Source organism: Nocardia terrae, from assembly GCF_009760405.1.
GTDB classification, from domain to species: domain Bacteria; phylum Actinomycetota; class Actinomycetes; order Mycobacteriales; family Mycobacteriaceae; genus Nocardia; species Nocardia terrae.
In genome coordinates, this window is record NZ_WRPP01000001.1 from 517,363 (window position 1) to 541,789 (window position 24,427).

Here is a 24,427-nt window from a genome sequence, read left to right on the forward strand (position 1 = left end):
ATCAAGTGGCGGTGTCGGTCCGAGGTCGGCCGAACGCCCGGCACCAGCGATGTCCGGGCACCGACATGACATCACGGCTCGGCTGAGCCGTCGAGGTCGAGTACCGGCATCGCATCCCCCTGCGGGGCCCATGTCGCGAGAAATCCTTCCTGTGCCGCGATGTCGACCAATTCGACTCGTGCACCGATGCTGTCGAGACGGTGGTAGGTGAAGGGCCGACCGTAGGGGCACGCATCGAACTCGATCGGTGCTCCGCCGACCGCCAGACGCTGCTTGTCGGCCATGACGTCTTCGGACCAGTAGCCGATATGGTCGAAACGGGATCCGTCGGTCGCGTCCCACGGACTGCCGGGCGGACCCTGGATCACCTCGAAGAACGGTGGGCCCTCGAGGGAAAAGACGATGCTGTAATCCCAGGGCCCCAGTTTGCCGCCTCGGACCGGGCTCCAGCTCACGCCCAGCGTGCGAGTGAGGTCCTCGGTCGCCCGCTGAAGATCTTGGACCACGAAACACAGGTGGTAGAAACTGTTCACCCCACTTGTCTATCAACTGGGCAGCGGATTCAGCTCCCCTGCCAACACGATCTTCCGTGGCAGACCGAGCGAACCGAACCAGCTGGCGCGGCCAGATCAGCGGCGAGCCGACCACGGGCCAAAACATCCGCCACTGCCGAGTTTCGGAAACCGGCCTAATCTCGCACTTTCCGCCGCCATACGGCGTCAGAAGGTCAATTCCGCTGCGATAGTGCGGGATTAGGTCGGATGATCTTGCTGCCAAGCTGCTCGCGCGAGCATCCGCTCGCTCTTGCCGCTGATCGCTCGGTTCGGGACCGCTGCGGAACCTACTGCCGAAGGCGTCAATATGCCGAGTGCGCCGCATTCTCAGCATTGCTGGCAAGGCATGATGTCGCGGTGACCTTGACGCTCATTGCATCGGTGGCTCAGAACGGCGTGATCGGCCGCAGCGGAGACCTGGCGTGGCGTGACCGTGATGATCTACAACGGGTCAAACACATGACCCTCGGTCGGGTACTCGTCATGGGGCGGCGGACATTCGATTCCATCGGTCGGCCGCTACCCGGTCGGCGCACAATAGTCGTCACCCGCCAAAAGGACTGGGCGCCAGATGGAGTCACGGTCGTGCGGTCGATCGACGGGGCTCTGGCCGCAGCTGGTGACGGTGAGGTCATTTGCTTCGGTGGCGGTGAGCTCTACGCGCAGCTCATCGATCGCGCCGACCGGCTCGAGATCACCGAGATCGAGTCGGTCCTCGATGGTGACGTCTACGTCCCTCCGATCGACCCGAGCCGCTGGAGCGAAGCGGAACGAGCGCGGCGCGAGGGCTACAGCTGGGTCACCTACACAACGCACTGATCTGCCGCGTCCCGTGCTGACCGAACCGGCCGACGCGGGAGGGGCGAAGATCAGCGGGGCGTGCCGACCTGGGGGGCGGTCGAACGCGCCTCATGCCGGGATTCCGACGACCGGCGCGGTCGCCAGTCTGCGAGCACGGGCCGCGGCTGCGAGGATTTGCAGCATGATCTGGCCGATGCGTATTCCCGTCGATCGCCTCGATGACGGCGGGGTATCGCTGCGTTTGTATACCTCCGCCGACGCTGAGCCGTTGTTCGATGCGATACATGACGAGCGTGTGTGGGAGCACATCCCTCGCGCGATTCCCTCCAACTTCAGTGAGCTCGACTCAGGTATTCGAGCCAAACTGATTGATGGACAACGCATCACGTTCAGCGTGCGCCAGGGCGCAGTGATCGTCGGGACGACCTCGATCTTGTACGACCCGGCTATGCCTGATGCGGTGGAGATCGGTGCGACCCAGTTCGATCCGGCAGTCTGGGGTGCCGGAATCAACTCCCGCGCCAAGGCATTGCTGGTGCGGGAGGTCTTCGCTCAGGGTGCGGCGTGGATCCAGTTCCGGACCGACGAGCGAAATGGCCGGTCAGCCGCCGCGATCCGCAAGCTCGGTGCCACAGATCTCGGTGTGCACCAAGACAGCTATGTCCGTCGCGACGGTAGTACCCGCCGAAGCCGCTTCTTCCGTCTCGAGCGCCCGCAACGGTAGGCCGCGAGGACCGGGCGGAAACGTCCTGCATTGCCGCATAGTGCGCTGACCGAACCGGTCAGCGCGGCGCAGCGGAAGATCAAGCAGCCGTGTCCATCCGAGGCGGGCCGAATGCGGCGTATTGCCGATTGCACAATGTTGGGCCGTGCCGCGTGATGGTCGGCCAATGATCGCTCGACCGCTTCAAACCGGAAATCTCGGGATTACTTGGCGGTGGATGGTGTGCCGTTTTGGGCGAGTTCGTCCAGCGCCACACTGGTGGGTTGGTGCTGCTCCGTCGATGCGGTCTTCGCACGACGCACGTAGACCTGCTGTTCCGCGCGCGCAATGACCGATCCGTCGCTCGCGACGATCTCGGTTGAGTGACTGGTCACGGATTTGCCGCCATCGGCGGTCGCTGCGCGCATCGCGGAAGTTTCGTCCGGTGTGAGTTGCATTGTCGCGGTGACCGTTCCGCGTCCGGGTTTGAGAAACCGGGTGCTTACCGAGGTGTTCCATACGACGTAGCCGGGACCGAGCTGCTGCGCGGCCATGAGTCCGAAGAACGGGTCGGTCATAGCCGACAGCGTTCCGCCGAAGGCTGCGCCATTGTGATTGCGATTCCACCAGCTGACCCGGTGACGGACCCGAACGCTGGTCCAGTCGTCCGCAATGTGCTCGACACGGACACCGGCGAACAGCAGCGGCGGATACAGGCTCATTCCGATCCGGAACGTGCTTGGCGACATGATCCTTCGGACCAGTGCGCTGTCGTTCTTCATGTCCGCCCCTATCGTTCGGCTACCGCCGACGTGTTCGTCTGCAACGTTACCGATCTTGCCGAACGGCACTGGTTATCGGGTGGTGGCGTAGGCGGAGGGATGTGAAATCCGTTGGGGCCGTTCGGGTTGCGATCAGCGTTCGCATCGGGCCGATCCGCCACCAGAACCGGGGGAAGCCTGGGTGGGTCGACGGTGCGCCAGGCACTCACGTTCGAACAACTTCACGGTTTCCTCATGTCGAGGCTGCCATCCTGCGACCGGCAATATCTCGAGAAGAAAGTCGTGTGATGGTCGAATATCTCTGGACCTCCGAACGGCGGATGACCATATGTGAGACACGGATCCTGAAACTGGCCGTCGCCACGGCGGTGGGTTTCGTCAGCGCGTCCATGCTCGCGGCCCCTGCCACGGCAGACCCGTCCCCCAGCCTCACGGTTGACGGCATCCAATACTTCAACGCAGACGGCAGCGTGCACATCACCGGCACCTACACATGCACCGGCGATCAGATCAAGAGCCTCAGGAACAGTCAACTGCGACAAGGTGACGCCAAGAGCGCCACCACCACCAGGTCGGGACTGCTGACCTGCGACGGTACCGCGCAGGACTACACGATCGACATTCCGGCATCGGGGTCGGTACCGTTCCAACCCGGCCCGGCCGAATTCAGCAGCACCTGGCAGTTCTACAACGACGCCGGCAGCCACAGCGAGGCCCAACTCACCAACATTCCCGTCACCCTCAGCGACGCCGACCGTACCGCACGATCCCGATAGCCCTGCTGAAACACATGATCAGCGTCCCGCGCGTGCCCCTCGCCCGCGCCGACATCGCCCGTGGGGAGATCATCGATCTGCCAGGCGGCCTATGAAGCACGATTGGCGTGACTTGGCGACCGAAACGCGGATGGCTACTGGCCTTGAACACGGGGCCCGCGTTGCGTTTACGCACGAACAACGGTCGCCGGATCACAGGTCCTGATCATTCGTCACTTCGCGAGTATGCGGGAGACGCACTGTCATGCCGCATGCCGCGCTGACCGAAGCGGCCAGCGCGACGTGGCGGAAGATCAACTGACCGCGCCGACATGTGCGTCCTGGACGTCCGCTTCTAGCCGCGATGCGCGCTGATCGAGCCGGACAACCCGGCGGAGCGGAAGATCAAGTGGCGGTATAGGTCTGAGGTCGGCCGAACGTCCTGCACTGCCGAGTTCGGTGCAGTGGGCCTATTCGTGCACAATTCGCTGTCAGACGGCAGTTTTCCGCCAATTCCAGTGCCTCAGTGCATGTTTAGCCCATTATCAACTCGTGCGGCCCTCCGCGGCGACGCACCCTCATGCCGCTCCCCGGGCGGACCTGAGCGGCGGCGGTGCGGGCGAAGAAATACGGGCCGAGCTGATCTGGACGGCGTCATCGGCCGATTGGGCGGGGTTGTCGGGGGCTGTGCTTATTGTTGGGCGCATGACCGATATTGCGCCGTTGGCTGCTTCGACGCGGGCTGCCTTCGGGGCTCCGGGGGTGCATGCGGTGGTGTGGGGCGGGCGTATGGTGCATGCGGTGGGGCTCGGGCAATGGGTTGTGGGGGAAGAGGTTCCGGAGTTGTTGTGTCATACCGGGATTGCGGGGTGGGATCCGGGGGCGTTGGAGCCTACTCGGGCAGAGGTGACCTGTGCTCGGTGTTTGCGCAAGATTGGGGGAGTGGTTCCATCGCAACAGCTTTCGCTGTTCGGGGAGGACGGACCGCACGGCTAGGTGATGGACTTGCTGAGTTCGGCCAGTAGTAGTGCGCGTTGGCGGGCCGCGTCGGTGGTGGCGGCGTTGACGGTGGCCAGGATGGCGGCGGCGGCCTGTTCGGGTGGGTAGGCGGTCAGGGACTCGGACAGGGTCAGGTCGGACAGGGTGCCGTCGCCTGCCGCCTCGGCGGTGATCACACCGTCCAAACCGGTTGCGCGGCCGGTGATTCGGGAGAGGCCGTCGGCGGCGAGGGTCAGGGCTTCGAGTTGGTCGGCTACCTGGGCGATCAGGGCCTTCATGGTGGTGGTCATAGGGCACGCAGCCAGGTGTGGGGGGTGGATTCGGCGGTGGGGGCGTCGAGGCGGGAGAGTTCGGTGGCGAGGGTTTCGGGGTTGGGGAGGCCGAGGCGGTCGAGGAGGACGTTGGCGAGGCCGGCGGCGGCGAGGGCGTCGCGGCGGCGGGCGCGGGCCAGCAGGGTGCAGCGCTGGGCGAGGCGGAGGATCTCGGCGGCCAGGGCGGAAGCGCCGTAGCCGTATTCGCAGGCTTCGAAACGCAATTCGATGATCTGGCCGGCGTCGGTGGTGGTCACGGTGATGGTGCGGGTACTGCAGGTGGTGGTGAAAACCGGCACGTCGGGGTCGGTCATGGGTGGGCCTCGAGCTTGATACGGATGGTCGTGGAAACCTCGACGGTGGAGTGCATTTCGATCTCGTGGTAGGTGATGTGGCGGTCGACGCGAGCGATCCCGGACTGCGTCGTCGCCTCGACGCCGAGCACCGGATCGGTGGCCGAGAGCGGACCCTGCAGGGCCGCGGCCCGTTCGGGATCCTCCCACAGCGAGGTGCGGTGCCCTGGCCGCGCGGTCGGCAGCGAGTCCCAGCTGCGGTCGCGGATATCGCCGGAGATCGAGAGTTCCTCGTACTCGGGCTCTTCGGGAACGGGTGCCGGGTCCCCGGCAGCCGGCACGGGCACCATCGGTCCGCCCGCGAAACCGGGCAGGTCGCCGAACAAATTCATGGGGTCATACCTGCCTGTCCAGCCGCAGATCGGCGCGCACCGTCACGCCCGGCTGCTCGATGTTCCCGATCTCGGCGATGAGAGCGTCCATATGTCCGTCGGCGGCCTTGATCACACCGACCGCGTCCCGTACGAAATCGGCGGCCAGGTTCACCACCGAATCCAGATCCGCCTGTGAGCGTGCGGCATTCACCAGCGGTGTGGCCTGCGCCCGGAAGCCGGAGATCAGATTGTCCAGACTCGTGGCGGCATGATCGCGCATGTCATAAGCCGAGGTCAATAGCGGTGCGAGGCTTTCCGACACGTCGGCCAGCGCGGCGAGCTCACCGCCGGTCCGGCGGATCACCGGCACCGCCGCCCGCGCGGTATCGCTCGACGCCAGCTGTTCGAGACCACCGCGATGAGCATCATCGGAAGCACGCACCGTCCCCGGCAGCGCCGCCATCGCCGACATGGTGGCATCGGCGGGCCGGGCCCCATCCCCCACTGCCGCACGCAATTTCACCAACGGCGCGACCAAAGCCGTGACCAGGGCCGGTTCATTCGCGCCCTGATTGCTCTCGTTCTGCAAATCCGTGGTCCCCTGTTCCCGGGCCTACGCCTGAACGTCGTCGCTACCGGACCCAATGCCCGCGATCCGCGCCGCGGACTCGGCATCGGTGGCGTCGAGCACCGCCCCCCAGCCGGTGATCGCCCGGCCGTAGGCGTCGGTGAGCGCCGACGCGGTCGCCAGGTGCCCACTGTGCGTGGTCCACGCCGCGCCCCACGCGGCCGCGAAATCCTCACCCAGAGTGCCCAACCCGGCCAGATCGATCCCGGCCACGGCCTCCGCGTGCCCCCTTGCGGTGTCGAGCAGCGCCGCGGCATCACCCGCCGCACGCACATACGCGGCGGCGCCCGGGTGATCCCACACCACCCGCTCACTCTTCCCGTCCATCGAATAGTCCTGTCCATCAGGTATTTTCGCTCATGACCATAACCCGCACGGCGACAAATGGCAGGCTCCTGAAGAGGACTCGTTCCAAAAGATGACACGGATCGCGCACCAGACGACCAAGTAGGAGAACGCACATGGCGACCATCCTCGGCGGCGGCATCGCCGGTTCCGTCCTCGCCGGAGCACTGGCCCGGCAGGGCAGCCGGGTCACACTCTACGAACAGCAGGCCGCGGGACCGGGCGGCGGCGCCTTCCTGTTCATCGACGGCCGCGGCCACGACGCCCTGCACGCACTCGGCGTCGACGATGCCGCCATCGAAGCCGCTTCCTACGCCGTCAGCGCGCTGCACTATGAGGACAGCAAGGGGCGCGGCTCATCCATGAGCCGCGGCCACCGCTTCTGGATGCGCTCGAAATTGATGGCCATCCTGACCGACTTCGTCGCCGGTTCCGGCGCCGACCTGCGCTACGGCCTGCCCATCACCGATATCGCTCTCACCGGGCCCGGCCGGGCCACCCTGCACCGGGGCGGCGAAAACCTCAGCGTCACAGACGACATCCTCATCGCCGCCGACGGCATCGACTCGGTCGTGCGGGCCGCGCTCGAACCCGACCGCGTCCCGGTCTACGCCAATGACGTTGTGCTCTACGGCATGACGGCCGAACCCGTCGAACTCGCCAGCGACCCGGAGGTTCTGCACTTCTTCGCCGAGGTGGGTCCCGGCGGCGCGCCCGGCGCGACCTTCGGCCACATTCACCGCGACGGTGACAACCCGATGTGGTTCATCCGCATCGCCCGCGAAGCGCTCAGCGGCGCAGACGATCTCGGCATGCGGCCGATGGCGGAATGGGCCGACGCCGTGCGCGCGGCCGCGCCCTCGATCCCGGACCTGGTCACCAGCCTGATCGATCACACCGGTGAGGTTCACGTCTCCAACGCCCGCAACGTGCCGATCGACAAGGCCGCCGCGCCCGTGGCACACACGCTGCTGATCGGCGACGCCGACCACGCCATCAGCCCGGCAGCCGGAGTCGGAGCCCGTGACGCGCTCGAGGACGCCCATGCGGTCTTCCAGGCACTCACCGCCGGCGCTTCCCCCGCGGATGCCATGGCGCGGCGGCGAATTCAGATCCTCGACGACCGTGAACGCGCCATGCGGGGCCGCGCCGCCATCTCCCGCCGGCCCTGATCGTTCGAGCGAAGACGGCCGCAGCCGCCGCACCTGGGTGAAGTGCGGCGGCTGCGGTTTCCCCGGGAGGGGCCCGGCGTCGGAGGGGTCAGTGATGGGCCGCCGGGGCCGGGGTTCGGGTCTCGGCGTTCCGGTTGGGGGTGGGCGTCACCGCTCGGCGGAGGGCTACGGCGTAGAGGAGGGCGGCGGCCGCGGTTCCGGCCAGCAGCAGGTAGCCGATGGTGTAGGTGTCGGTGCGGCCGTAGGCGAAGCCCATGACCAGGGGCGGGAAGTAGCCGCCGAGACCGCCTGCGGCGCCGACCAATCCGGTCACGGTGCCGACGCTGGCCGGATCGACCAGCTTGGCGACCAGGGCGAAGACGCCGCCGGTGCCCAGTCCGAGGCAGAAGGCCATGGCCACCAGGGCCGCACCCGCCGGGAGTTCGGCGGGAGGTTCGAGGGCGAGCACCAGGGCGAGCAGCGCGGCGCCGGCGAAGGCGGCGGTCAGGACGCGTATCGGGCCGACCTTGTCGGAGAGGATGCCGCCGATCGGGCGGGCCAGCACACCGGCCATGGCGAAGCCGGCGGTGCGAATGCCGGCGTCGGACTGGGCGAACTCGTAGACGTTGTGCAGGACGGTCGGCAGGTAGGTGGAGAAGGCGACGAAGCCGCCGAAGGCCACCGCGTACAGGAACGAACCCTGCCAGGTCGCCTTGAGTCGCAACGCTTCCCGGATGCGGGGGAGAGCGGGCTGGGTGGCGGGGGACCAGCTCGGCGAGTCCTTCGCGAACAGCAGCATGATCACACCCAGAACGGCCAGCGCCACCGCCATCAGAATGTGCGTCGCCGCGCGACCGAGGTGCTCGACCAAGCGCGGGGTGAACAGCGCCGACAGCGCGGTGCCGCCCATACCGAGCCCGAACATGCCGGTCGCGAAGCCGCGCCGGGCCGGCTCGTACCAGTTGTTCACGAACGGCACGCCGACGGCGAACGAGGTGCCGCCGATACCGAGCAGAAAGCCCCAGAACATCAGTCCGGCAAAGGAATTGGCCCAGCCCAGGAACAGCACCGGAACGATCGTGAGGAAGCAGACGATCGCGAACATGCGCCGCCCGCCGAACCGGTCGGTCAGCACGCCCACCGGAATCCGGCCCAGCGAGCCCACCAGCACCGGCGTCGCCACCAACAGCGAAGTCTGCCCGGGCGAGAGATCCAGCAGCTTGGTGTAACTCGATGACAGCGGCCCGATGAGATTCCACGCCCAGAAGGTCAGGGCGAAGGCCGCCGTGGCGAGCGTCAGATTCCGGGTGGTCATAAATTCTGTCTACCGGGCGCGGAATTTCGGCGATAGAAGATCTGAAACACGCCACGGCCGTGGGTATTTTCTCCGCGCCCCCCGACCTGCGGAAATGCCCCACGTCAGGCGAATTCGGTCATCGGGGGTATCCGGGCTCACAATGCGCCGCGGCTGGACGAGTATGAATTCATCTGCCCGTCGGGCGAGTGTCGACCGGATCTGCCACAGTCGGAGACTATGAACGGTCGGCGGCGGGTTCTGGGACTGTGTGCGGTCGTGCTGAGCGTCGGGCTGGTGGCGGGGTGCGGCAGCGGCGGGCAGAGCACCGCGCCCGCCACCTCGACCGCGGTGCCGCTGGTTTCGACCGGTGACCTGCCTGCGGCGCGGTCCGGCGAAGTGCACCTGTTCGGCATCAACGATCTGCATGGCAACCTGCAGCCGCCGGAGGGATCCAATGGCAAGGTCGGTGCCTACACCGCCGGGGGCGCGGCGTACCTGGCCGCGCATCTGGCGCGACTGAAGGCGGCCTATCCCGACAGCGCCATCGTGTCGGCCGGGGACAATATCGGGGCCAGCCCGCTGGTCTCGTCGCTGTTCCACGACGAGCCGACCATCGACTTCCTCAATACCGTCGGCGTGGCGGTCTCCGCCGTCGGCAATCACGAATTCGACCACGGCGTCACGGAATTACGGCGGCTGCAGCAGGGCGGCTGCGCGACCGACGGCTGCACCCCGGGCGAGCCCTTCACCGGCGCGAAGTTCCCGTACCTGGCCGCCAATGTCACCGACGCCAACGGCCAACTCCCCCCGGGACTGCGGCCGTGGACCATGCTCGACCTCGGCGGCCACAAGATCGGCGTGATCGGCACCGTCACCACCGACACCGAGCACATCGTCATGCCCGAGGGCATCGCGGGCTACCGCTTCGGCGACGAGGCCGACGCCATCAACAAGTACGTACCCGAAATGCGGGCGGCGGGCGCGGAAACCGTGGTGGCGCTGCTGCACGACGGCGGCGCGCAGCAGGCGCGCGGACCGGTCGACTACAACGGGTGCGCGAACATCTCGCCCGAGGTGAAAGCCTTGGCGCACAACACCGATGGCGCGGTGTCGGTCATGCTGACCGCGCACAGCCACCAGGCCTACAACTGCACCCTCGACGGCAAGGTCGTCACCCAGGCCGCCTCGTTCGGCCGTCTCATCACCGATGTGACCCTGCGCTTCCACGACGGCAAGGTCGACGCCAAGGCCGTCAACCGGGTCGTCACCCGCGACATCCAGCCCACGCCCGCCTCCACCCAACTGGTGGATTTCTTTGCCGGGCAATCCAAACCGCGTGCCGAACGGGTGATCGGCAACTCCACCGCCCCGTTGCCCGCCGAACCCGACCCGGCCGGCGACTCCCCGCTCGGGGATGTCATCGCCGACTCCATGCTCGACGCCATGGCCGGTGTGCAGGCGGTCGCGGCGTTCATGAATCCCGGCGGCGTGCGCGCGGGCCTGAGCGGCGGCAACATCACCTACGAACAGGCGTACACGGTGCAGCCGTTCGGCAATCAAGTGGTGGCCGTGGCGCTGACCGGCCAGCAGATCCTGAATCTGCTGGAACAGCAATGGGACAACGTGAGCAAGCCCGGCGTGCTCTCGGTCGCGGGCATCACCTACGCCTACTCCGACGGAGCGCCCAAGGGGCACAAGGTGATCGACGACAGCGTCCGCGTCGGCGGGCAGCCGCTGAATCCCAGCGCGTCCTATCGGGTGTCGACCAACAACTTCCTGGCCGCCGGCGGTGACGGCTTCACGGTGTTCCAGCAGAGCCACGAAACCCTGGTCGGCCCCATCGATCTCGACGCGCTCGAGTCCTACCTGCGCACCCACGCCGCGGTGACGCCACCGCAGAGCCGCGTCGAGAAGCGCTGAGGCTCAGCGTCGGAACTCCTCGACCGGGGTGAACTCGGCATCCCGGTCGCCGACCTCGTTGCGGTACCACCGCTCGCGCCGGTACCGCTGCACCCGATCGGCCACCGCGTCCAGCCCGGGCACGGTGCGGCGCAGGGTTTCCGCGCCGAACACCATCGGAGCCTGCAGCAGCGGATGGAGCACCCACGGGAACCGGTCCGGCATCCGATGGCGGGCGTAAGTGGCGGGCGGCAGCCAGAACGCGGTGTAGCCGATCTGCACCCGATAGTTGAACTCGTCGCGAATCCGCTTGGCCCACGGCGTATCCGGCTTCGGGGCGAACGCGGGCAGATACGACTCCACCAGCTCCTCGCCGTCCGCGCCCGCGGTACGGGCGCGCTTGACGAAAGCGGCGAACATCAGCTGCACCGACTCCCGGAAGTCGCGCGGATACCAGGCGGGCTGGACGCCCAGCAGATGGCCGACGTATCGCCAGAAGTGCAGCGTCGCTTCGATTTCCGACACCGTCGTCTGATGTCCGAGGCTCCACAGCGCCAGTCCGGGCACGACGCTGCCGCCCATCAGAGTCAATGTGGCGTCCCCGACACTGATCGGCACGCCCCAGGCGTCGTAATCCCACTCCGGCCGCTGCATGAGCTTGCGCCGGATGAACACGTGCATGATCCGCACCCGCATGGCGGTCTGCCGGCCCCGCGCCCCCGGATCCAGCCCGCCCGGCTCGGACACGTCGATCCAGAACCGCACCGTCTCCAACTGCCGCTTGTGCGCCTTGTCCCCGGCATATCCGCCCGCGTACGACAGCGGCTTGGCGATCGAACTCTCCGAATACATCTCCAGCGTGCTGGTGGTGGCGAAACTGAACACCGAGGTGCCCCAGCGCCGGAAGACCTTCGCCCCCTGCGCCACCAGTTCCGTATCCAGCCACTCCGGCGGCGTCTCGAACTCCTCGAACAACCGCTTCAGCGACGGCGGCGCGTCGACCACACTGTGCACTCCGTGCGCCAGCGCCTGATCCAGCATGGCCCGCCCCGCCTTGGGCCCGATCTCGCCGAGATACACCTCGTCGACGAAGGCCTCGGCCACCGGATCGGCCTGGTAGTAGGCCCCGGCGAAGGCTCGCACCAACTCCTCGTCGGGTTGCGGATCGAACCGGAACAGCCCGCGCCACAACCGCCGTACCCGCTGCACCCCCGGATCCCCGACCCGCTCCCAATACCGGAACTCGCTCGGAACCTTCCCCGCCGCAGCCACTTCCAACGTCGCGGGAGCCTTGCCTGCCATGCCAGCAGCCTAGGTTTCGCGCCCGGACCCGAGCAGAGAATTCCGGCCAACTCCGACGACGGTTCCCATCGGCATCTCGCATGTTCCACCGGCGGTCCGCGACCGCCTCACCGAGCGATGACGGCAAGGTGTTCTGCTCGAAGTCTCCCGACGGCAGGTAGTCGCCGAGGGCCGCCACGCCATAGGGTTCGGTCGTGATCCCCTTGTTCGAGCCTGTGGCCACCGTCGACGAACTGATGTCCCTGCTGGGCGACTGCGAGGACGCCTGGGACATGCCCGACCGCAGCGGCGACCCGGTCGACATCCTCGACCACGACCGGCAGTGTGCCGAGATTCTGCGCCGCGACTTCCCAGCGGACGAGGAACTGCAGGTCGCGGGGTTGGTGCACGACATCGGGCATGTGCTGGTGCCCGGCGACGACGCGGGGCACGGTGTGCACGGCGGTGATGCGGTGCGAGCACTGCTCGGCGACCGCGTCGCGCGGCTGGTCGAACTCCATGTCGTGGCCAAGCGATACCTGGTGGCCGCGGATTCGGCGCACGCCGCGGCACTTTCGCCCTCGAGTCAGCGCACCCTGGTCGCGCAGGGCGGTCCGATGACGCCCGCCGAGGTCGCCGCCTTCGAGGCCGACCCCGACTTCTCCGCCGCCATCGCCCTGCGCCGCGCCGACGACGCGGGCAAGATCGTCGGCCTCACCGTCGGCCCCCTCGACACCTGGCGGCCGATCATCGAACGGGTAGCTGCCGCACGCTGACTCAGCCCGCCAACCCGCTCGAACACACCCGGCCCGTGACTCCAGCGGGCCACCGCTCTCGGCCAGTACCTGCCCGCGCGGCCCGAGCGACACCCGCGAGCGCCGGGCTGCGCCGGTTCCTGCTCGCACACCCTGCACACGCCGGTTTCTGCTCGCGCCGGTTGTTCGCGCCCTCCTGGTCCATTCCGGCTGGTTCCCGTCATAGGGGCGTGCTCCCAGCTGGATCCGTCGGTGCCCGTGGATCGGCTGGTCCCGTGGATTCCGGCCGAATGCCTGCCGACATGACGGTGCCGGATCCGCCAACGACACGCTGGTATGGCCGTGCTGGATGGCCCGAGGCGCGCTGGATCGGCTGCGCGGGGTCGGTTCCGGCGCGCCGGAATGGCCATGTCGGACGGTCAAGTTGATGCGGCATAGACTCGCTCTATGCCGCTGTCGCCACGGGTTCCCGATCTGTCCGCGCTGGACCTGCTGTTGTCGGTGGTCGAGCTGGGGAGTTTGGGGCGGGCGGCGAAGGCGCACGGGATCAGTCAGCCGTCGGCGAGCTCGCGGATTCGGTATCTCGAGCAGTTGGTGGGGGTGGCGGTGCTGGAGCGGACCACTCTCGGGTCGCGGCCGACCGCGGCGGGCGCGTTGATCGTGGAGTGGGCGCGGGATGTGGTGGACGCGGCGGCGCGATTGGATGCCGGGGTCGACAGTCTGCGCGCGCAGCGGGATTCGCGGCTGCGGGTGGCGGCCAGTCAGACGATCGCCGAATATCTGTTCCCCAAGTGGCTGATCGGGTTGCGGGCGCGGATGCCGGACACCTCGATCGCGCTGGAATCGGGCAATTCGGCCGACGTGGCCAGGGCGGTGCTGGAGGGCCGGGCCGGTATCGGATTCGTGGAGGGCCCGCGGCTGCCGAGCGGGCTGGAAAGCCATGCGGTGGGACGGGATCGGCTGATCGTGGTGGTGGCGCCGGGTCATCCCTGGGCCAAGCGGGGCGAGGTCGGCGCGGACGAGCTGGCGCGCACGGCGCTCATCTATCGCGAGGCCGGATCGGGTACCCGCAACTCGTTCGAGCGGGCCATGGGCGCCGTCGGGCCGGACTGGACACCGGATGTCGCGCTGGAACTGTCCTCCACCACGGCCATCAAGTCCGCGGTGGCCGCGGGCGTCGCCCCGGCGGTGCTGAGCTCGCTGGCGGTGGCCTCCGAACTGGCCGAGGGAATCCTGGTCTCGCCGACCGTGACCGGACTGGATCTCGAGCGGCAGCTGCGCGCGGTGTGGCCGACCGGACAGAAGCCGACCGGTCCCGCGCGTGATTTGTATGCCATTGCGCGCCGCCCGATTTGAGTCCTTTCTGGGAGTTTTGCCGGAAGTGTTGACAGAGTGACGCCCATCACCCTAATGTTCCGGCGCAGGTGCTGCGGATTTCGCGAGGACCGTGCCTGCCTGCATATTTCTTTCCGCAATACAATGCCTTCGCTGAATTCGCAGCTCGAAGACACAAGTGCGCCAACGCCTCCCGCGAGCGTTATCAAAGGGTTATGGTCACGGCATGGTGCGAACCGCCGCCGCTGCCGCAGACCCGGATGAACCTCACATTCCGGCTACTGCTTCGCGGCCAAAGCTAGAGGTTGTTCCCGAAACGCCCGACCCCGAAGCGCCACAGCCCCACTCCTTCGGCGCACACGTCCTGAGCGCGGCCGATATCGAGCGACTCCCGTCCTCGGCCCGGCACCGCATCGCGGCCTTCATCCACCTGCAGGTGGCCACCCTCGAAGAGTGGCCCGAACCGGTCCTTCCACCCATTCCCGACCTCGACGATCTCTGACATACCCGGCAATCCGCCCGGCTAAACGATCTTCGCGCGCCGATCTCGAAACACTTTGTGCGCGCTGCCAGTCGGCCCGGCCGGATCCTGGGATTTTGCCGGATGGCTCCGGCGGTACGGCCTGGCATGGTCAGCGACCATGAACACCTTGCGGCCGACCACCCCGACCAGCTCTCGAACCCGTGCCACGACGCTGCTGGCCGCGCTGCTGACCCTCGGTGCGCACGCCACCGGACTCGCTGCCGCGGAACCGGATTCGAGCACCTGGTACGTCCGCGCTGGGGCACTCGCGGACGGAACCGGTAGCGCGGACGCGCCTTTCGACTCCCTCGCCCGAGCCGAGGCCCGCTCCCGCGACGGCGACACCATCATCGTGCAACCCTCCACCGCGACCCTCGACGGCGGAATCGCGCTCAAGCCCGGCCAGAAACTGCTGGGAGACGGCCCGGCGGTGATCGGAGCGGCCAATGACGCCGCGCTGCCCCGGATCTCGAACACCACCGATGACCACGACGGCGACGCCGTGCGGCTGGCCCCGCGGACCGAGGTGCGCAATCTGGTCATCACCGGCGCTCGCCGCGGCGGCATCTACGGCAGCGACGCCGCCGACACCGTGATCGCGGGCAACGACGTCACCGCCACCAACCAGGAGTGCGCCGACGGCTTCATGATCGGCCCGTTCGGCCTGCCGCCGACTCTGCCGCTGGGCGTGTCGATTCCGGCGCTGCCGGACTTCATCACGCTCAACAACGGCTGGGCGGCCATCATGACCGACTTCCACGATGCGACGGGCACGGTTCGCATCGAGGACAACACCGTTCACGACACGGCCTGCGGCGACGGCATCGACCTTCGCGCCCTCGGTGCCAGCCGCATCGATGCCGACGTGAGCGGAAACACCCTGCGCGCCATCAATCTCGGCCTGGCCAAACTCTCGGTGCTCACCATCGGCGTGCAGGCCGGGGACAATGCCGGGCTGACCGGCCGGCTCGACCGCAACTCCGAGACCGACATCGCCACGACCGCAACGGGATTGCTCAATGCGATGGCCGACAGCGAGGGCGTCTTCATCAACCCCTTCGGGCAGGCGCATCTGGATATCAGCGTGGACGCCAACCAATTCCACAACGGCTACGGCAATTTCTCCGCCAATGGTCTGGAGTACGCCACCACCAGCGGCGCACCCGACAGCCGGGTCCGGGTGACCGACAGCGTCTTCGACAATGTCACCGGCGACGTCATCGAGAACTACAACCTCAGCACCGGCGGGGCGCACCAGTCGCTGACCCTGGAGAACGTGTACGCCCACCACTCCACCTTCCCCGGCGCGGCACTCGAGTCGCTGGTCCCCGCCAATCTCGGAAGCTGTGTGGTGACAACCAATTTCGGCCGCGCCGCGCACACCGACCTGACCATCGCCGGCTCGGACCTGGGCGACTGCAGCGCCGACGGCGTCGGGCTGATCGCCTACACCCCGGCCGGATCCGAGCCCAGCACGGCCGCACTGACTTTCGACATCCACGACACCGTCGTCGGCGCCTCCGCGGCCAACGGCATCAACATCATGAATATCGGTGACACCGCGACGCTGCGCGGTTCGATCGCGCGGACCGCGATCGCGGCCGCGCGGGAATCGCTGATCCGCACCAGCTCCAGCGACGGCCCGATCGCCGATGCCCGGCTGACCCTCGACAGCCTCACGCTGGACGGCGTCGCGCAGAGCTGCGACACCATCCAGCGTGACGGCACGGTAGCGCTGTCCGGTATCCCGGAAGGCTGCTGAGCTCAGCCGATGGACTGGAAGATCTTCACGCCCACCAGGATCACGGCCAGCACCAGGTAGCCGCGCAGCGCGAACATGCCGACCGTGCGCGCGGTCGAGAACTGCGGCCGCTCCAGGGTGTCGAGCGCGGGCGTGCGCCAGGTGTCGCGATCGGCCTCCATGATCGCCTTGCGCTCGGCCCGGGTGAGGGGCGTGGAGTCCAGCTCCTCCACCTGGTCCGGGTCCAGGTTGCCGAGCTCCTTCGCCGTGCGCTCGGCATTGCGGCGGCGGCCGCGCTGCCAGGCGATCAGCATCCCCGCCCCGCCGAGCACGCCGACGAGAGCGCCTGCGCCGAAACCGATTTCGATGGTCGCGGTGGACAGACCCGGGAAGAACACGGCCGCGGTCAGCGCCAGCGACAGCAGCACCAGCGACCAGACGATGATGCCGGCCATGATGTTCTGCTTGACCGTGTTCACCCACGGCCCGAGCACGGCCTTGTCGTTGCACAGCAGCACCAGGAACACCGTCGCCGAGGGCAGCAGCACGCCGGCCAGCGCCTGCACGCCCTGGGTCAGCAGGCCCAGCACATGGTCGGGGCTGAAGGACACCGCGGCGGCCAGGGCCAGCAGTGCGGCGTAACCGATGTAGAAGATCGGCGCCTCACTGACCTTCCAGTGCAGCGAGTGCCGCTTGCCCAGGGTGTCGCCGAGCGCGTACGTGGTGGCCAGGCCGACGGCGTTCGCGCCGATCAGCGAGGCGTCCAGCAGGAGCAGGGCGAACAGCGCGCCGACCGTGGTGCCCATGTGATCGTGCAGCGCCTGCGCCACGGCCCCGGCGTCGGTGAAGTTGCCGACCGCGTCGGTGCCCGCGAGCCCGAAGGTCGCCGCGGCCATGATGGCGACCGCGCCCATCATGACCACCACGATGCCGACCCAGAGATCGATGCGCTCGTAGCGGATCCAGCGCGGGGTGATGCGCTTGTCGACGATGTTGGACTGCTGGAAGAACAGCTGCCACGGCGCGACCGTGGTGCCGACGATGGAGACGATGAGCAGCAGCAGCGTGGAGTTCAGTCCGCCCGGGAAGGACGGCAGGAAGCCGTGCCCGATCTGCCCGATTTGCGGGTGCGCCAGGAACGCCAGCGGGAACATGACGATGTTCAGCGCGATCAGCCCGAACAGGAACCGCTCCCAGCGGCGGAAGGACCCGCCCGCGACCATGGCGAACAACAGCACCGCCGCCAGCGGCACCGAGATCGCCTTGGGCAGCCCGAAGTAGTTGAGCGCCATGGAGACACCGATGAACTCGGTGACGATGGTCAGCGCGTTCACGATGAACAGGTCGCCGACGCTGAACGCGCCCCAGAACTTGCCGAAGCGGTCGAAGATCAAGCGCGCGTGGCCGACTCCGGCGACCGCGCCCAAGCGCACGACCATTTCCTGGTTCACGTACAGCACCGGGATGAGCAGTACCAGCGTCCAGACCAGGGCCATGCCGTAGTTCTGTCCGGCCTGGGCGTAGGTGGCGACGCCGCCGGCGTCGTTGTCGCCGACCATGACGATGAGGCCGGGGCCGATGACGGCCAGCAGCATGCGGAAACGCTGCCAGCGGGAACGGCCTTCGAGGGTGTCGTGCAGGCCGATGGAGCCGAGCGCGCCGACGATATCGCCGACATGGGCGCTGTCCATGACGGCGCCGGTGGGACGGGTGTCGGCTACGGGCGTGCCCGGGGCGGGCGCGGCGACGGTGGAGGAGCGGCGGCTGGAGCCGTTCGCGAAGAAGGCCATGGCCCTTCCCTCGCTTTCATCAGGTACTTCGGCAGGCGGAAAGCACCCAGCAGCCAAGCGATTTCGGGCACGGCGCGGCGTACCCGACGCGCGCGCCGACCACTCGACCGGCGTCGGAAACGCCGCGAGGTTCGGTGTGAGGACGGGTCAGCCGGTGACCGGAATGCGGCAAGCCGGGGACGTCAAGGTTGTGAAATCCGTACTCGGATACGGACTATCGCCGGAACTCATTGTTCGTCCCTCACCTCCCTGCCGCCATGACGTACGCGGACGTCGTGCCTGTGTAGGCCAGACCGCGCGCGGCGAGAGGGAAACGCAGCCACGTCCGAACGGCGTGGACCCGCACCCCTCTCGTCAGAGCTTCGGCACTGCACGACGTATCCGGGGCTCGCGGCCCGGGGAAGCCACTTCGGATCACCCCTTAATCCGGGGTGATCTGTCCTAACCCTGGGCGTCTCTCGACGTCGTCGGATCAGTGGCCTGTGTTCGTACAGGAGCCTCGCCTAGCGAGGTGCTGACTGAGCAATGGTGGTCTCGGTCAGCGGAGTTGTCAAATCCGGTCCGGTCGGTTCCTCGTAATCGCTTGCGCCCCAAGCTGGTCCGCTGACTCGCCTGGCGTGAGGCGCTCGAAATCGTCATGTCTGAATTGTGAACTGTTGGGAAATAACGGGAATCGGATATGTGTGTCGAGTCACTAAGTGACAAAAGTCCATTGTCGCCTGGCTGAGAACGGACTTAAAGTTTGCTTGTCAATAACTGATCCTGCGATGAGTTCAGATTCCGCGGGCCTATTCAATCGAGGTAAATCAAGTGCGCAAGAGGGGTATTGCTGCAGTTACCGCTTTGGTGGCCGCGGTCACAGCTGTTACTGCCGGAACTGCCAACGCAGAGCCTGTAACTGGGGATATGGGTGTAATTCATTACACCGCCTCGGCTACGGACCGGTCGGCGACCATTACAACCGATCTCGGATCCATGGATGCCGACAATGGCGTGTTCAAAATCAAGGGCGCCGATGGAACTGTGGTTGCCGGACAGGAACTGACATTCCGTGTCGATGATTTCGTCTTCCCGATCGCAGCGGAAATCCGCGATCACACCGCCACTCTGACACCGCTTTTCGATATGGCGCACGCGGTGTATCAGCCGGTCGCGCTGCCCTACGAGGACACCGCCCCCTGGAAGACTCCTTACGATCGTGAGCAGGCGGCCTGGAACCGCATGAAGGACACCATCGCCATCGGCGCGACCATCGGCACCATCGTGGGCGGCATCGGCGGCGCGGCGGTCGGCTGCGCCCTGGGCGGCATCGCGGTCGGCTCCGGAGTGTCGCTGGCCACGGGCATCATCGGCGGCCTGTTCTTCTTCCTGCCCGGCGCGGTCGTCGGCTGTCTCGCCGGTGCCGCCGCCATGGGTGCGCTCGGCGCGGTCGCCGGCATGATCCTGGTCTCCGCTCCGGTGGCCATCGGCGCGGCGATCCAGTACTTCACCACCATCAACGAACCGTTCACCCCGGCTCCGGCGAAGTAGTCGGCGTGGGCTCGGCCCCGGTCGCTCCGATGAGGGAGTGACCGGGGCTGCTGCCTGGCACCATCGAGACATGCCCGACGTGAACAAGCAGAACCTCGTCTACTTCGAAAGCCCTTCCATGCGAGAGCTGTACGCCGCGCTCGACGAATGGCAGCGCACCAACGGTCAGCGCTTCCTGTCGCTGGCGATCCACCCCGACGCCGGCAACTTCTGCTGCATCGCCCTGACCAACCCCGCCGAAGTGGTCATCACCAGCGTGGACGGCCACCATCACGCCGCGGTCAACCGTTTCGGCCTACTCGCGGTCACCACCGACTAGGTCGATCAACCCCTGCACCCTCGATTGTCGGAGCACGCCCGATCGTCAGAGCGGTGGCACAACCCCGCGCTTCTCCTGCCACGTACTGATCTGCCGCGGCCGCCACGCCCCACGAACCAAGGGGTTGTGGCCGTGCCGCCCGGCGCGCTGCTCCTTGCGGAACTCGCGGAAGTACTCGAATCGGATCATCAACAGCCCCGACCCGATGAGTACCACCGTCACGATCCCGCCGACGATCGCCCACCCGTGGAACCCGGACGCCGCGGCCGTCAGGGTCATCCCGAGCGTCGCGATCCCCAGCAGGCACGCCACCAGCGCTGGACCTTCGCCCGGATCCTCGATCGCATCCCCCGGATGCGGGTGCCAATGCTCCCCATTCGGCTGAGTAGCCGTCACCTTAACCATGTCTACCTCCCTTGAACTGCGGAGATTTGTAGCCCTCCGTCCAGAATGCGCCGTTCGGCGAAGCTACGCGCGAGTAATTTGCAAGGTTTGCGAGGCGATCGCCCGAAGGTCTCCGAGAGCCCTGGTCCGGCAGTCCCGCGAAACGCCGGGCGGTCCTGCGCTTATCCGCACGTGATTGAACTGACCCACAGCGCCGCCGACACTGAACTCTCGATGTTCGCTGGAGGTGAGGCTGGTGGATTTGCGAAGAGCCCTGGGTGCGGTCGTCGCCCTGAGTCTGGGCATCGCGGCGACGATCGGGGGAGTCGCGACACCGGCCGGTCTCGCGGCGCCGGCGGCTTCCGGCCCGCACAGCGAGGAATTCGCCAATCCGGTGGTGGCCGCGGGGGCCGATCCGAGCATGACCTACTACCAGGGCCGCTTCCACCTGGTCCAGGGCGACTTCTACAACAACGACAACATCGTGATCCGCAGTTCGGACACCCTCGGGGGACTGGGCAAGGCCGATCCCGTCGTCGTGTGGGAGCACCCCTCCTGCCCGGCGGCCGCCTGCACCAAGATCTGGGCCCCTGAACTCGAGCACATCGGGGACCGGTGGTGGATCTACTTCGCGGGTCAGGAGGACGACCGCAACGAATCCCATCGGATGTACGCGCTGCGCTCGACCGGTGACGATCCGACCGGTCCCTACGAATATCAGGGCAAGCTGGACCTCCCCGGCGGCTGGGCCATCGACGGCACCTACTTCCAGTACGCGAACGCCGCCTACTACTTCTGGTCCTGTCTGCGCGACCCCGAAGACACACGGGTGCAGGACATTTGCGCCGTCCGGATGTCGGATCCCATGACCCCGGCCGGCGACCGCGTCAGCATCGCCACCCCGACCGCCACCTGGGAAACCGTCCCGAACAACGCGGACCTGCTGATCAACGAGGCGCCGCAACCCTTGCTGGCCCCCAACGGCCGCCTGTTCATGACCTTCTCCGCCAATGCCAGCTTCGACGACACCTACCGCCTCGGCCTGCTCGAACTCGCCCGCAACGGCGATCCCATGAACCCCGGGTCCTGGACCAAATCCGGCGGTCCCGTGCTGCCCGGCGCCCCCGGCGCGACAGCCCCCGGCCACAACGGCTTCTTCACCCTCGACGGCCACCCCTGGATCGCCTACCACGCGCGCCTCGAACCGAATACGGGCTGGGCCGGCCGCAGCATCCGCGTGCAGCCCTTCAACTTCACCCCGGACGGGCGCCCCCGGTTCGGCATGGCCTACGGACCCGATGACCCCGTCGTCATCGACGGTGGAAAACCGGACACCAATCAGACCCCCGGATAGCCGAATCGGGTTCCCGAGCGGCCGCTTTCGACTATTTTTGCAACACATTCCAGTTTCGCCGGTGACGTGCGGCGAGGCTCGTGTGGTCGGAAGGGCTGGTCATGGCGGCAACGGACTACATCATCATCGGTTCCGGGAGCGCCGGGGCGATCATCGCCCGCCGGCTGGCCGACAGCGGTGCGACCGTCACCCTGTTCGAGGCGGGCCGGCGCGACAACACCCGGCTGGTGCGCAAGCCCGGCATGATCGGCCCGATGCACAGCGTGCCCCAGCTGAAGAAGAAGATCGACTGGGGGCATTACACCGTCGAGCAGAAACACGCGCTGGGGCGGACCATTCCGCAGACCCACGGCAAGGTGGTCGGCGGTTCCAGCTCGGTCAACGGCATGGTGTTCGTGCGCGGCAATCGGCGCAACTTCGACGACTGGGCCGCGGCCGGGAATACCGGCTGGTCGTATCAGGACGTGCTGCCCAGCTTCAAGAAGTTCGAGTCGTTCGAGGACGGGGCGAGCGAATTCCGCGGTGGCACCGGGCCGATCAAGGTGATCCGGGCGCGCGATCTGACCGCCGCGTCCGAATCGTTCATGCGGGCGCTGACCGAAACCACCGATCTGCCGATCAATCCCGACTACAACGGCGCGGAGCAGGAAGGCGTGTCCATCCTGCAGCAGAACAACACCGACGGCCTGCGCTCCAGCACCTCGGTCGGGTACCTCGACGATCGCCCGAAAAACCTTACGGTGCTGGCGAATACGCAAGTGCTGCGCGTGCTGGTCGAAGGCGGCCGAGCGATCGGTGTCGAGTACCGAACCGACGGCGGCGCCGAGGTATTGCACGCCGAACGCGAGATAATCGTCAGCGCGGGCACTTTCGGCTCCCCGCAGCTGCTCATGCTCTCGGGCATCGGCCCCGCCGACCACCTGCGTGCCTTCGGCATCGATGTCGTCGCCGACCTCCCCGTCGGCGACAACCTGCACGACCACCTGTTCGTCCCGATGACCTTCGCCATGCCCACCGCCGTGCGGCGCTCCTCACCCGGTTACTTCGCCCGCGCCTTCGTCCGAGAGTCCCTGCGCAACAACAGCACCTGGCTCGCTCGCAGCGTCTTCGAAGCCGTCGCCTTCCTCCGCACCCCCTACGCGACCGGCATCCCCGACCTTCAACTCCACGTGCTTCCCTGGGGTTACCCCGGCCCCAACCAGGACGCCCCCATCCGCCACGTCCCCGACCCTCGCCGGTCCCTCACCATCCTGGTGACGATGATCTACCCCCAAAGCCGGGGCACCCTCCGACTCGCCTCCGCCGACCCCACCGCCGCCCCCGCCATCGATCCCAACTACCTGGCCGAACAGCAAGACCTCAACACCCTCGCCTACGGCATGGAACTCACCCGAGAAGTCATGTCCGCCAAGTCGATCAGCAGCGCGGTGGACACCGAGATCTCGCCCGGCCCCCGCTATCCCGACCGGGCGGCGCTGGCCGGGGAGATCCCGAACCGCGCCACCACCGTCTACCACCCGGTCGGCACCTGCCGCATGGGCATCGACGACCGGGCGGTCGTGGACCCGGTCCTGCGCGTTCGCGGAGTGGAGAACCTCCGGGTCGCCGACGCCTCGATCATGCCGAACATCGTGGGCGGCAACACCAATGCCACCTCCATGATGATCGGTGAACACGCTGCCGCCCTGATCCTCAGTTGATCGGTGGTGCGAGGTATTCCAGCGCATACCCGTTGCCGGAGGGGCTGACCCGGGCTACGCCGGGGGAGTCGAGGTGTGCACCGGCCACGAAATGGCCTGGCCGGGTGAGTTGTTCGAGCAGTCCCAATCGCGCGGTGCGGGCCTGGGCCTGGTCGCCATCGAACTCCCAGGTCACATTCGGCCGCTCGAATTGAAGCGTGGGAACGTGCACGGTATCGCCCCAGATCAGTAGATGCTCAGCGCCGCTTCTGATTTCGAAGACGGTGTGACCGGGCGTATGACCAGGTGTCGGAATCGCGGTGGCCCAGTCGTTGATCGCAACCTTCTCCGACACGGCGACAACCCGACCCCGAATCGGCTCGAGCCGCCCTGTGAACACCGAGACGTCCCCCGCCCCGACCCACACCCGCTCGAGCCCGGGAAACGCCTCCGAACCATCCTGCGCCACAAGCCCACTCACGTGATCTTCATGCCGGTGAGTGATCCCCACATCGGTGATCCGCGCCCGATCGATCCCCGCCTCATCGAGCGCGTCGTAGATCAATCCCATGGTCGGGTCATGCCAGACGTCGGACCCGCCGGTGTCGATGAGCACCGACCGCGTCCCATCGGTCACGTAGAAGGCATTGACCGCCAACCGCAAGTTGTCCTCGACCAGCGGCACCCCGATCGGCAACTCCGCGAACGTCCGCCCATCCTCACCCCGCAACCGCGTCGGCGGCATATCGATATACCCGTCCCGCAACGAGACCAGCTGCAGCTCACCGAATTCGAACGTGGCATGCTGCCGCCCACTCGAGACCAAACGCATGGATCCTCCATC

25 protein-coding genes and 1 riboswitch are annotated in these 24,427 nt (G+C 67.2%); of the genes, 13 read left to right on the forward strand and 12 right to left on the reverse strand.

The genetic code is table 11. From position 1 onward, the window contains the following. Window positions 1-71: 71 nt before the first annotated feature. The gene (locus tag GPX89_RS02220; protein ID WP_198347229.1) at window positions 72-533 is read right to left on the reverse strand and encodes a VOC family protein; all 462 of its coding nucleotides are present in this window, start codon (window positions 531-533) and stop codon (window positions 72-74) included. Window positions 534-761: 228 nt separating this feature from the next. On the opposite strand from GPX89_RS02220, the gene GPX89_RS02225 reads away from it, so the two are divergent. Further along, the gene (locus tag GPX89_RS02225) at window positions 762-1,373 is read left to right on the forward strand and encodes a dihydrofolate reductase (RefSeq protein WP_157354807.1); all 612 of its coding nucleotides are present in this window, start codon (window positions 762-764) and stop codon (window positions 1,371-1,373) included. A gap of 163 nt (window positions 1,374-1,536) precedes the next feature. Beyond that, complete coding sequence (locus tag GPX89_RS02230; RefSeq protein WP_157354810.1) at window positions 1,537-2,079, forward strand: GNAT family N-acetyltransferase; 543 nt, start codon at window positions 1,537-1,539, stop codon at window positions 2,077-2,079. A 203-nt stretch (window positions 2,080-2,282) separates the two neighbouring features. Here the strand turns inward: GPX89_RS02230 and GPX89_RS02235 are convergent, their stop codons facing one another. After that, window positions 2,283-2,840, reverse strand: coding sequence for a DUF4442 domain-containing protein (locus tag GPX89_RS02235; protein ID WP_157354812.1), 558 nt, complete (start codon window positions 2,838-2,840; stop codon window positions 2,283-2,285). Between the two features lie 287 nt (window positions 2,841-3,127). Here GPX89_RS02235 and GPX89_RS02240 point away from each other — a divergent pair, with 287 nt between their 5' ends. Beyond that, a complete protein-coding gene (locus GPX89_RS02240) occupies window positions 3,128-3,616 on the forward strand; it encodes a DUF6299 family protein (protein ID WP_157354814.1) in 489 nt (162 codons plus the stop codon). Window positions 3,617-4,587: 971 nt separating this feature from the next. On the opposite strand, the gene GPX89_RS02245 is transcribed toward GPX89_RS02240, so the two are convergent. The 5 genes from GPX89_RS02245 to GPX89_RS02265 are packed head-to-tail and all read right to left on the reverse strand — an operon-like array spanning window position 4,588 to window position 6,527. Next, a complete protein-coding gene (locus tag GPX89_RS02245) occupies window positions 4,588-4,884 on the reverse strand; it encodes a YbaB/EbfC family nucleoid-associated protein (RefSeq protein ID WP_157354816.1) in 297 nt (98 codons plus the stop codon). Next, window positions 4,881-5,219 carry a hypothetical protein gene (locus tag GPX89_RS02250; RefSeq protein ID WP_157354818.1) on the reverse strand — a complete coding sequence of 113 codons (339 nt, stop codon included), beginning with the start codon at window positions 5,217-5,219 and terminating at the stop codon, window positions 4,881-4,883. Before GPX89_RS02250 ends, GPX89_RS02245 begins: the two co-directional genes overlap by 4 nt. Next, window positions 5,216-5,590 carry a hypothetical protein gene (locus tag GPX89_RS02255; RefSeq protein WP_157354820.1) on the reverse strand — a complete coding sequence of 125 codons (375 nt, stop codon included), beginning with the start codon at window positions 5,588-5,590 and terminating at the stop codon, window positions 5,216-5,218. Before GPX89_RS02255 ends, GPX89_RS02250 begins: the two co-directional genes overlap by 4 nt. Before the next feature lie 4 nt (window positions 5,591-5,594). Beyond that, window positions 5,595-6,161: a hypothetical protein gene (locus tag GPX89_RS02260; RefSeq protein WP_157354822.1), complete on the reverse strand. Its 567-nt coding sequence runs from the start codon at window positions 6,159-6,161 to the stop codon at window positions 5,595-5,597. A gap of 24 nt (window positions 6,162-6,185) precedes the next feature. Beyond that, complete coding sequence (locus GPX89_RS02265) at window positions 6,186-6,527, reverse strand: hypothetical protein (protein WP_157354823.1); 342 nt, start codon at window positions 6,525-6,527, stop codon at window positions 6,186-6,188. 134 nt (window positions 6,528-6,661) lie between these two features. On the opposite strand from GPX89_RS02265, the gene GPX89_RS02270 reads away from it, so the two are divergent. Then, entirely contained in the window at window positions 6,662-7,717 is a 1,056-nt protein-coding gene (locus tag GPX89_RS02270; protein ID WP_157354825.1) for an FAD-dependent oxidoreductase, read from the forward strand. Between the two features lie 88 nt (window positions 7,718-7,805). Here the strand turns inward: GPX89_RS02270 and GPX89_RS02275 are convergent, their stop codons facing one another. Continuing rightward, complete coding sequence (locus tag GPX89_RS02275) at window positions 7,806-9,011, reverse strand: MFS transporter (protein WP_157354827.1); 1,206 nt, start codon at window positions 9,009-9,011, stop codon at window positions 7,806-7,808. A gap of 219 nt (window positions 9,012-9,230) precedes the next feature. Between GPX89_RS02275 and GPX89_RS02280 the strand changes: the two genes are divergently transcribed. Continuing rightward, window positions 9,231-10,913: a bifunctional metallophosphatase/5'-nucleotidase gene (locus tag GPX89_RS02280; RefSeq protein WP_157354829.1), complete on the forward strand. Its 1,683-nt coding sequence runs from the start codon at window positions 9,231-9,233 to the stop codon at window positions 10,911-10,913. A 3-nt stretch (window positions 10,914-10,916) separates the two neighbouring features. Here GPX89_RS02280 and GPX89_RS02285 read toward each other — a convergent pair whose 3' ends face one another. Then, window positions 10,917-12,194: an oxygenase MpaB family protein gene (locus GPX89_RS02285; RefSeq protein ID WP_157354832.1), complete on the reverse strand. Its 1,278-nt coding sequence runs from the start codon at window positions 12,192-12,194 to the stop codon at window positions 10,917-10,919. A 194-nt stretch (window positions 12,195-12,388) separates the two neighbouring features. On the opposite strand from GPX89_RS02285, the gene GPX89_RS02290 reads away from it, so the two are divergent. The 4 genes from GPX89_RS02290 to GPX89_RS02305 all read left to right on the forward strand — a co-directional run bounded on the left by GPX89_RS02290 (window position 12,389) and on the right by GPX89_RS02305 (window position 16,548). Then, window positions 12,389-12,949, forward strand: a complete 561-nt coding sequence (locus GPX89_RS02290) for an HD domain-containing protein (RefSeq protein WP_328601428.1) — start codon at window positions 12,389-12,391, stop codon at window positions 12,947-12,949. 426 nt (window positions 12,950-13,375) lie between these two features. After that, window positions 13,376-14,284 carry a LysR family transcriptional regulator gene (locus tag GPX89_RS02295; RefSeq protein WP_157354833.1) on the forward strand — a complete coding sequence of 303 codons (909 nt, stop codon included), beginning with the start codon at window positions 13,376-13,378 and terminating at the stop codon, window positions 14,282-14,284. Window positions 14,285-14,489: 205 nt separating this feature from the next. Then, on the forward strand, window positions 14,490-14,765 hold the full coding sequence (locus tag GPX89_RS02300; RefSeq protein WP_157354834.1) for a hypothetical protein: 276 nt from the start codon (window positions 14,490-14,492) through the stop codon (window positions 14,763-14,765). 139 nt (window positions 14,766-14,904) lie between these two features. Further along, the gene (locus tag GPX89_RS02305; protein WP_157354835.1) at window positions 14,905-16,548 is read left to right on the forward strand and encodes a right-handed parallel beta-helix repeat-containing protein; all 1,644 of its coding nucleotides are present in this window, start codon (window positions 14,905-14,907) and stop codon (window positions 16,546-16,548) included. Between the two features lie 2 nt (window positions 16,549-16,550). Here the strand turns inward: GPX89_RS02305 and GPX89_RS02310 are convergent, their stop codons facing one another. Next, entirely contained in the window at window positions 16,551-18,317 is a 1,767-nt protein-coding gene (locus GPX89_RS02310; RefSeq protein WP_198347230.1) for an NRAMP family divalent metal transporter, read from the reverse strand. 339 nt (window positions 18,318-18,656) lie between these two features. Then, window positions 18,657-18,835: riboswitch (M-box (ykoK) riboswitch) on the reverse strand. 457 nt (window positions 18,836-19,292) lie between these two features. Here GPX89_RS02310 and GPX89_RS02315 point away from each other — a divergent pair. Together GPX89_RS02315 and GPX89_RS02320 are read left to right on the forward strand one after the other, a co-directional pair. Further along, on the forward strand, window positions 19,293-19,847 hold the full coding sequence (locus GPX89_RS02315; RefSeq protein ID WP_328601429.1) for a hypothetical protein: 555 nt from the start codon (window positions 19,293-19,295) through the stop codon (window positions 19,845-19,847). 70 nt (window positions 19,848-19,917) lie between these two features. Beyond that, window positions 19,918-20,166 (forward strand): hypothetical protein, encoded by a 249-nt coding sequence (locus GPX89_RS02320; RefSeq protein ID WP_157354836.1) that lies wholly within the window; start codon window positions 19,918-19,920, stop codon window positions 20,164-20,166. A gap of 45 nt (window positions 20,167-20,211) precedes the next feature. Here the strand turns inward: GPX89_RS02320 and GPX89_RS02325 are convergent, their stop codons facing one another. Next, window positions 20,212-20,571 carry a hypothetical protein gene (locus tag GPX89_RS02325; RefSeq protein ID WP_157354837.1) on the reverse strand — a complete coding sequence of 120 codons (360 nt, stop codon included), beginning with the start codon at window positions 20,569-20,571 and terminating at the stop codon, window positions 20,212-20,214. A 235-nt stretch (window positions 20,572-20,806) separates the two neighbouring features. Between GPX89_RS02325 and GPX89_RS02330 the strand changes: the two genes are divergently transcribed. Beyond that, on the forward strand, window positions 20,807-21,904 hold the full coding sequence (locus GPX89_RS02330) for a glycoside hydrolase family 43 protein (protein ID WP_157354838.1): 1,098 nt from the start codon (window positions 20,807-20,809) through the stop codon (window positions 21,902-21,904). A 101-nt stretch (window positions 21,905-22,005) separates the two neighbouring features. After that, a complete protein-coding gene (locus GPX89_RS02335; protein ID WP_157354839.1) occupies window positions 22,006-23,604 on the forward strand; it encodes a GMC family oxidoreductase in 1,599 nt (532 codons plus the stop codon). Here the strand turns inward: GPX89_RS02335 and GPX89_RS02340 are convergent. Beyond that, window positions 23,597-24,415 (reverse strand): MBL fold metallo-hydrolase, encoded by an 819-nt coding sequence (locus tag GPX89_RS02340; RefSeq protein ID WP_157354840.1) that lies wholly within the window; start codon window positions 24,413-24,415, stop codon window positions 23,597-23,599. The genes GPX89_RS02335 and GPX89_RS02340 overlap by 8 nt on opposite strands. Window positions 24,416-24,427: the final 12 nt, after the last annotated feature.

Coding starts and splice junctions, on each gene's coding strand:
- GPX89_RS02240 (WP_157354814.1), top strand. CDS start 3,128: ATGGTCGAATATCTCTGGACCTCCGAACGGCGGATGACCATATGTGAG.
- GPX89_RS02310 (WP_198347230.1), bottom strand. CDS start 18,317: ATGGCCTTCTTCGCGAACGGCTCCAGCCGCCGCTCCTCCACCGTCGCC.
- GPX89_RS02235 (WP_157354812.1), bottom strand. CDS start 2,840: ATGAAGAACGACAGCGCACTGGTCCGAAGGATCATGTCGCCAAGCACG.
- GPX89_RS02225 (WP_157354807.1), top strand. CDS start 762: ATGATCTTGCTGCCAAGCTGCTCGCGCGAGCATCCGCTCGCTCTTGCC.
- GPX89_RS02340 (WP_157354840.1), bottom strand. CDS start 24,415: ATGCGTTTGGTCTCGAGTGGGCGGCAGCATGCCACGTTCGAATTCGGT.
- GPX89_RS02230 (WP_157354810.1), top strand. CDS start 1,537: ATGATCTGGCCGATGCGTATTCCCGTCGATCGCCTCGATGACGGCGGG.
- GPX89_RS02255 (WP_157354820.1), bottom strand. CDS start 5,590: ATGAATTTGTTCGGCGACCTGCCCGGTTTCGCGGGCGGACCGATGGTG.
- GPX89_RS02250 (WP_157354818.1), bottom strand. CDS start 5,219: ATGACCGACCCCGACGTGCCGGTTTTCACCACCACCTGCAGTACCCGC.
- GPX89_RS02245 (WP_157354816.1), bottom strand. CDS start 4,884: ATGACCACCACCATGAAGGCCCTGATCGCCCAGGTAGCCGACCAACTC.
- GPX89_RS02325 (WP_157354837.1), bottom strand. CDS start 20,571: ATGGTTAAGGTGACGGCTACTCAGCCGAATGGGGAGCATTGGCACCCG.
- GPX89_RS02295 (WP_157354833.1), top strand. CDS start 13,376: ATGCCGCTGTCGCCACGGGTTCCCGATCTGTCCGCGCTGGACCTGCTG.
- GPX89_RS02300 (WP_157354834.1), top strand. CDS start 14,490: ATGGTGCGAACCGCCGCCGCTGCCGCAGACCCGGATGAACCTCACATT.
- GPX89_RS02320 (WP_157354836.1), top strand. CDS start 19,918: ATGCCCGACGTGAACAAGCAGAACCTCGTCTACTTCGAAAGCCCTTCC.
- GPX89_RS02265 (WP_157354823.1), bottom strand. CDS start 6,527: ATGGACGGGAAGAGTGAGCGGGTGGTGTGGGATCACCCGGGCGCCGCC.
- GPX89_RS02285 (WP_157354832.1), bottom strand. CDS start 12,194: ATGGCAGGCAAGGCTCCCGCGACGTTGGAAGTGGCTGCGGCGGGGAAG.
- GPX89_RS02315 (WP_328601429.1), top strand. CDS start 19,293: ATGGATGCCGACAATGGCGTGTTCAAAATCAAGGGCGCCGATGGAACT.
- GPX89_RS02335 (WP_157354839.1), top strand. CDS start 22,006: ATGGCGGCAACGGACTACATCATCATCGGTTCCGGGAGCGCCGGGGCG.
- GPX89_RS02270 (WP_157354825.1), top strand. CDS start 6,662: ATGGCGACCATCCTCGGCGGCGGCATCGCCGGTTCCGTCCTCGCCGGA.
- GPX89_RS02305 (WP_157354835.1), top strand. CDS start 14,905: ATGAACACCTTGCGGCCGACCACCCCGACCAGCTCTCGAACCCGTGCC.
- GPX89_RS02275 (WP_157354827.1), bottom strand. CDS start 9,011: ATGACCACCCGGAATCTGACGCTCGCCACGGCGGCCTTCGCCCTGACC.
- GPX89_RS02280 (WP_157354829.1), top strand. CDS start 9,231: ATGAACGGTCGGCGGCGGGTTCTGGGACTGTGTGCGGTCGTGCTGAGC.